Here is a 6,000-nt window from a genome sequence, read left to right as displayed (position 1 = left end):
AGGTCGTCTGAAAACAGGTTTTCAGACGACCTTTGCTTTTGATGGATGGTTGATGCGCCCGAATCAGTCTTTCAACCTGAATTCCGCCGAACGCGCGTGGGCGGTCAGGCTTTCGCCGTGTGCCAACACGCTGGCGGTTTTACCCAGCTTCTGCGCGCCTTGTTCGGAAACTTGGATCAGGCTGGAGCGTTTTTGGAAGTCGTAAGTACCCAGCGGCGAGGAGAAGCGGGCGGTGCGGCTGGTGGGCAGGACGTGGTTAGGGCCGGCGCAGTAGTCGCCGAGGCTTTCGCTGGTGTAGCGTCCCATGAAAATCGCGCCGGCGTGGCGGATTTTTTTCGCCCATTTCTGCGGGTTTTCTACCGACAATTCCAAGTGTTCGGGGGAAATGTAGTTGGCGATTTCGCAGGCTTCGTCCAAGTCTTTGGCGAGTATCATCGCGCCCCTGTTGCCGAGCGAGGCTTCGATGATGTTGCGGCGGGGCATGGTTTCGATGAGGCGGTTCATGGCGGCTTGAACTTCGTCGAGATAGGGCTGCGACGTGCCGATGAGGATGGCTTGGGCGATTTCGTCGTGTTCGGCCTGGCTGAACAAATCCATCGCCACCCAGTCGGCGGGCGTGGTGCCGTCGGCGATGACGAGGATTTCAGACGGCCCCGCCACCATGTCGATGCCGACTACGCCGAACACGCGGCGTTTGGCGGCGGCGACGAAGGCGTTGCCCGGACCGGTGATTTTATCGACCTGCGGTACGGACTCGGTGCCGTAGGCGAGGGCGGCAACTGCCTGCGCGCCGCCGACGGTGAAGACTTTGGTGACGCCCGCGACGAAGGCGGCGGCAAGCACGATGTCGTTGCGTTCGCCTTTGGGCGTGGGGACGACCATGATGATTTCTTTCACGCCGGCAACATGGGCGGGCATGGCGTTCATGATGACGGAACTCGGATACGCCGCTTTGCCGCCGGGGACGTAAATGCCGACGCGGTCAAGCGGTGTAATCTGTTGTCCCAACAGCGTGCCGTCTTCGTCTTCGTAGGTCCACGATTCCATTTTTTGGCGTTGGTGGTAGCTTTCGACCCGTGCGGCGGCGGTTTTCAAGGCCGTCTGAATTTCGGGCTGCAAACGCTCAAACGCGGCCTGCAAATCGTCTTGGGTCAGGATGAGGTCGGCTATGGTTTGGGCGGCCGTGCCGTCGAAGCGGTTGGTGTATTCGATGAGCGCCGCATCGCCACGTTTTTGCACGTCGGCGCAGATGTCGGCGACGATGCGGTCGATTTCGGGGTTTTGCGCGGCCTCAAAAGCCAGCAGGGCTTTGAGTTCGGCTTGAAAATCAGGCGATTGGGTGTTGAGTTTTTTCATGATTTGGTTTTCTCCTTTGATATTTTTGGACTTGGGGTCGTCTGAATATTTTCTTGTTCAGTCTCGGTTTTGGGTCTGATATACGCTTTTTCTCCCCCGCTACCAAACTTCAATTCGGGCAGGCATTTTTGTTGCAGGCCGAGTTTGGCCAGCACTTTTTTGCTTGAAGAGGCAGTACGGAAACGGTAACGGGTTTGTGTCCTGCCGTTTTTGCTTTCTTCAGCCATCGTTTCAAAGCCGTCCACTTCATACGCGCTGACCACAGCGTTTTGCAAATCCGCGTGAATGCCGATAACGTATTTCACTTTTGATGCGGCATCTTTGCCTACAATCCAGTTGCCCAATGTGCGCGATTTGAGGTTGGCATCGTCTTGGTTGTCGAAGCGGTAGTCCGATTCTTCGTCGGTATCCAAGTCTAAAGCGTCTTGGATTTTGACGGCGAGAACCAGGCCGTCGGGGTTAAGGCCGTCAAGCGGGCAGGGTTTGAATTTGAAGCGGCTGTCGAGTTCTTCCGCGCTGATGCCGCCTGCACCGCATCCGGCAGATTTGTTTTTGAATTTTTTGTCGACAACGGATTTGACGAAATGAATCAGGGCAGTTTCGGCGGCTTGCGCTTCGATTTCAGTCAGATGATAGCTGATGATATAGCGACCGAGTTTCTTACATTTGGCGATGGCTTTGCGTTCCGGTACGTCAATGTCGCCGAAGTCGCCGTCTTGCGAACGGGCGGCTTGTTCATGCTCGAAGATGCGGTTGTCGCAGCCTTTGCCAATGTAGAGGATTTTGTCTTTTTTCAGGTCGGTCAGGCAATAGACGTAAAACCGACGCTCGCCGTTATTCAAAACGGAAAGAGTTGAATCTGAAAATTTTTTTATTTTTGCAACCATTTTAAATCCTCCTATACAGTTTACTGCCGGTGATATTTTCAGACGACCTGTCGGCGGAAACGGCTAGGGTCGTCTGAAAACGCATCTTCATTCAAATGAACGCTCACCCCGCCTTTGCTGCGCTGCCGAACGCCTGAATAATCGGCTCCAGCAGCGCGTGTTTCGTTTTCAATGCGGCTTTGTTGACCACCAGACGGCTGGAAATATCGACAACGTGTTCGACCGCTTCCAAACCGTTCGCCTTAAGTGTATTGCCGGTGGAGACCAAATCGACGATGGCGTCGCTCAAACCGACCAGCGGCGCAAGCTCCATCGAGCCGTAGAGTTTGATGATGTCAACGTGTACGCCTTTGCCGGCGAAATGCTCGGCGGCGATGTTGGGGTATTTCGTCGCGATGCGCAGGCGGCTGCCGGGCTGCGAGGCGGCGGCGTAGTCGAAACCCTTGCGGACGGCGACCATCATGCGGCATTCGGCGATGTGCAAATCCAGCGGCTGGTAAAGCCCACTGCCGCCGTGTTCGATTAAAACGTCTTTGCCCGCGATGCCGAAGTCTGCCGCGCCGTATTGGACGTAAGTCGGTACGTCGGTGGCGCGGACGATGACGAGGCGGATGTTTTCATGGTTGGTGCCGATAATCAGCTTGCGCGATTTTTCGGGCGCTTCGGCAGGAATGATGCCCGCCGCCGCCAAAAGCGGCAGCGTTTCTTCAAAGATGCGCCCTTTGGACAGGGCGATGGTCAGCGTGTTTTCAGTCATTGTTGTTGTGTGCCGTCAGACTTCGAACCTGTATCAAGCAGGCGGTCTGACTTTCTCCATTGTATAGTGGGTTAACTTTAAACCAGTACGGCGCTGCCTCGCTTTAGCTCAAAGAGAACGATTCTCTAAGGTGCTGAAGCACCAAGTGAATCGGTTGCCGTACTATCTGTACTGTCTGCGGCTTCGTCGCCTTGTCCTGATTTAGTTAATCCACTATATGTTTCAGATGGGAAAAAGGTCGTCTGAAAACCGCGACCGGCATTCAGACGACCTCATGTGGATCAAAGCAGTTTTTTGATGTCGGCGGCAATGGTTGCCGGCTCGCTGCCGTAAGGCGAGAAAATCGCCACTTCGCCGTTTTTGTCGATCAGATACGCGCCGGAAGAGTGGTCAACCAAATAGTTTTCACTGTCTTCCTTCTGAACCACTTTGGCGGAAACCACGCGGTATTGCTGTTTGATGACCGGCAGGCTTTGGTCGCCTGTCGCAGTCAGACCGATAAATTCAGGATTGAACTGCTTGACGTATTTGCTGATGACTTCAGGCGTGTCGCGCTCGGGGTCGATGCTGGCAAATACCACTTTCACATCTTTCGCCTGATCGCCCAGCTGTTTCAATGTGTCGCTGTAAGTCAGCAATTCGGTCGGGCAAACGTCGGGGCAGTGGGTGTAGCCGAAGGACAGGATCACGACTTTGCCTTTCAGGTCGCTTAAGCTGAACGGCTTGCCGTCGCCGTCGGTCAGCGTGAAATCGCCGCCGATGTCTTCTTTACGCATATCCGTTCCGGGCGCTTGCGGTGCGGGCGCGGTAGCGGCAGGTGAGGATGCGGCGGGAGCGGAAGCAGGCTGTTCGGCCGGAGCCGCTGTTGAAGAAGCGGCTGAAGCAGGCGCAGGATTTTGTTCCGGCGCTTTGGCTTCTGGTTTGCAGGCAGCAAGTGCGGCAAGGGCGAATGCGCCCAAAATGGCGGTACGGATTGCAGTAGGCATCATAAAAATTCTCCAATGCGGGTATGGTGTGTGAACGTCGTCTGAAAATAAAAAAATGAAACGAACGCTGCCATCTTAGCGCGTTTGCAACATTTAATATAGCGGTTTATGCCGTTTTTCGGCTGAAAATGAATGATGTTTGATATAAGTGGAAAGAGTAGGGCGCGTCGGGAACAAAATAAAATGAATTTAATGTTTTTAAAAATCAAAAATATAAGCAATATGTCTGCAAGCAAGGCAAGATTTTGCTTTACAAGCCCGAATACGCCGCTATAATAGCGACTTCTTCACCAGCCCAGGTGGCGAAATTGGTAGACGCAGGGGACTCAAAATCCCCCGCCGCAAGGTGTGTCGGTTCGAGTCCGACCCTGGGCACCACAATAAACCGCTTATTAGCGGTTATTTTTTTGCCTGTCGCAGCCTAACACCGTAAACCAAAGCCAAGAAAGATAAGGCTTTCCGCTGGTTTCGGTATCTTTGCATCATATAATCCTGCCTATTTCTGCCTAATTGAAGTAACCTAAAATTTACGGTATCTTTTGCGGTATCTGAAAAATACCTCGAAAAAATACCGTAAAAATGAAGCTGAACGACCGCCAAATCAAAAACGCCAAACCCGCCGAAAAACCGTTCAAGCTCAATGACGGGAAGGGCTTGTATCTGTATATCAATACGGGTGGTGGGAAGTTATGGCGGTTTGATTTTTCGTATAACGGCAAACGTAAAACGCTTTCAATCGGCAAATATCTGACCGTATCACTGGTAGAAGCCCGCCAAGCCGCTGTCAGTAATACCTTTCGGAACATTGCCGCCGAATGGCACAAACACCGTGAAACGGGATTGACAGGCAATCACGCCGCCCGTGTATGGGACAGTTTGGGAAAGGACGTTTTCCCCACGCTGGGCAGCTTGTCTATCAGTGAAATCAAAGTCAGTCAGGTAAAAGAAGTGATTGAAGCGGTGGCGGCAAGGGGAGCACTTGAAACGGCGGGCGGATATTGCGGCGTATCAAGTCTGTTTTCACTTATGCGATACGGACGGAACGGGCGGAAAACAATCCCGCTGTTCCATTAGGAGGTTTAATCAAAGCCCCAAAGCAGAAACATCAGCCCGCCTTGCCGCAATCGGAACTGATCGAGTTTTACCGCCGTTTGATGTTGAAACAAGCCAAACAGCAAACAAAAATAGCCATGCAGTTAATCATGCTGACCCTCGTCAGAAATAAAGAGCTTAGGGCGGCGGAATGGTCGGAATTTGATTTAGACGGGACAGAGTGGAGCATACCCGCCGCCAAGATGAAAGCCCCGCATATCGTCTCCCCCTTGCCGATTGGACGCTTGAACTTTTGGCAGAACTGAAGGAACTGACAGGACATAGCCGTTATCTGTTCCCATTGGTAAAAGACCCTGACGAGCATATTGAGTGAAAACACCCTATCTTACTTGATGGGCAGAATGGGCTATAAGGGCGTAGCAACGCCCCACGGTTTCAGAAGCCTGGCCACAGACGTATTGAATGAAAACGGTTTTAACAGCGACGTAGTAGAGCGACAGTTTGCCCAGCGGCGAAACCATCACGGCAGACGGCAAAACCCACACCGTCATCTACAACGGCGACACTAGCCAAGCGGCGGCATACCGACCAAACTGAGAGCTTACCGATTGGCAGCAAAGTATCGCCCGATACGCAGCGGGAAACAGCCGCCTATGCTTGGCATTGGGCACGTCCTTTGCTGCTCCCTTGCTATCCCTGTTGGACAATAAACCGCTTATCAGCGGTTATTTTTTTGTCTATCGCAGTCTAACACCGTAAACTAAAACCAAAATGGACAGGGTTTTCAGACGGTTTCGGTATCTGTAAATCATATAATCCCGTCTATTCCTACCTAATTGAATCAACCGTTTTCATGGGTATGATTTGGGGTTTCTGAAATACCCCCGAAAATATATCCCCAAAAATGCCCCTAAATGTCCGTCAATAAAGTAATCGCGGGTTAAAGTTGTGTCTAAATGAA

6 protein-coding genes, 1 tRNA gene and 1 pseudogene are annotated in these 6,000 nt (G+C 52.5%); 4 read left to right on the top strand and 4 right to left on the bottom strand.

The features are described 5' to 3' along the window. Positions 1-63: 63 nt before the first annotated feature. The 4 genes from hisD to HMPREF2954_RS08280 all read right to left on the bottom strand — a co-directional run bounded on the left by hisD (position 64) and on the right by HMPREF2954_RS08280 (position 3,989). A complete protein-coding gene (gene hisD / locus HMPREF2954_RS08295; RefSeq protein ID WP_045072886.1) occupies positions 64-1,356 on the bottom strand; it encodes a histidinol dehydrogenase in 1,293 nt (430 codons plus the stop codon). Further along, positions 1,353-2,243 carry an endonuclease gene (locus HMPREF2954_RS08290; RefSeq protein WP_045072885.1) on the bottom strand — a complete coding sequence of 297 codons (891 nt, stop codon included), beginning with the start codon at positions 2,241-2,243 and terminating at the stop codon, positions 1,353-1,355. The genes hisD and HMPREF2954_RS08290 overlap by 4 nt, the downstream gene beginning before the upstream one ends. A gap of 103 nt (positions 2,244-2,346) precedes the next feature. Continuing rightward, positions 2,347-3,000 carry an ATP phosphoribosyltransferase gene (hisG, locus tag HMPREF2954_RS08285; RefSeq protein WP_045072884.1) on the bottom strand — a complete coding sequence of 218 codons (654 nt, stop codon included), beginning with the start codon at positions 2,998-3,000 and terminating at the stop codon, positions 2,347-2,349. Positions 3,001-3,281: 281 nt separating this feature from the next. Continuing rightward, on the bottom strand, positions 3,282-3,989 hold the full coding sequence (locus HMPREF2954_RS08280; RefSeq protein ID WP_197067777.1) for an SCO family protein: 708 nt from the start codon (positions 3,987-3,989) through the stop codon (positions 3,282-3,284). 290 nt (positions 3,990-4,279) lie between these two features. Between HMPREF2954_RS08280 and HMPREF2954_RS08275 the strand changes: the two genes are divergently transcribed. The 4 genes and pseudogenes from HMPREF2954_RS08275 to HMPREF2954_RS13400 form a co-directional block, all read left to right on the top strand. Beyond that, positions 4,280-4,364, top strand: a tRNA-Leu gene (locus HMPREF2954_RS08275). A 201-nt stretch (positions 4,365-4,565) separates the two neighbouring features. After that, on the top strand, positions 4,566-5,060 hold the full coding sequence (locus HMPREF2954_RS13275) for a tyrosine-type recombinase/integrase (protein ID WP_321178159.1): 495 nt from the start codon (positions 4,566-4,568) through the stop codon (positions 5,058-5,060). Positions 5,061-5,101: 41 nt separating this feature from the next. Then, positions 5,102-5,344 carry a hypothetical protein gene (locus HMPREF2954_RS13270; RefSeq protein WP_231574616.1) on the top strand — a complete coding sequence of 81 codons (243 nt, stop codon included), beginning with the start codon at positions 5,102-5,104 and terminating at the stop codon, positions 5,342-5,344. Between the two features lie 307 nt (positions 5,345-5,651). After that, a pseudogene (locus HMPREF2954_RS13400) lies at positions 5,652-5,798 on the top strand (hypothetical protein); the annotation flags it as partial. Positions 5,799-6,000 lie beyond the last annotated feature (202 nt).

Origin of the sequence: Neisseria sp. HMSC067H09, from assembly GCF_001814135.1 — a bacterium.
Lineage (GTDB): Bacteria > Pseudomonadota > Gammaproteobacteria > Burkholderiales > Neisseriaceae > Neisseria.
Note: the sequence above shows the minus strand (reverse complement) of the source record. Positions and strands in the feature narration are given on the sequence as shown.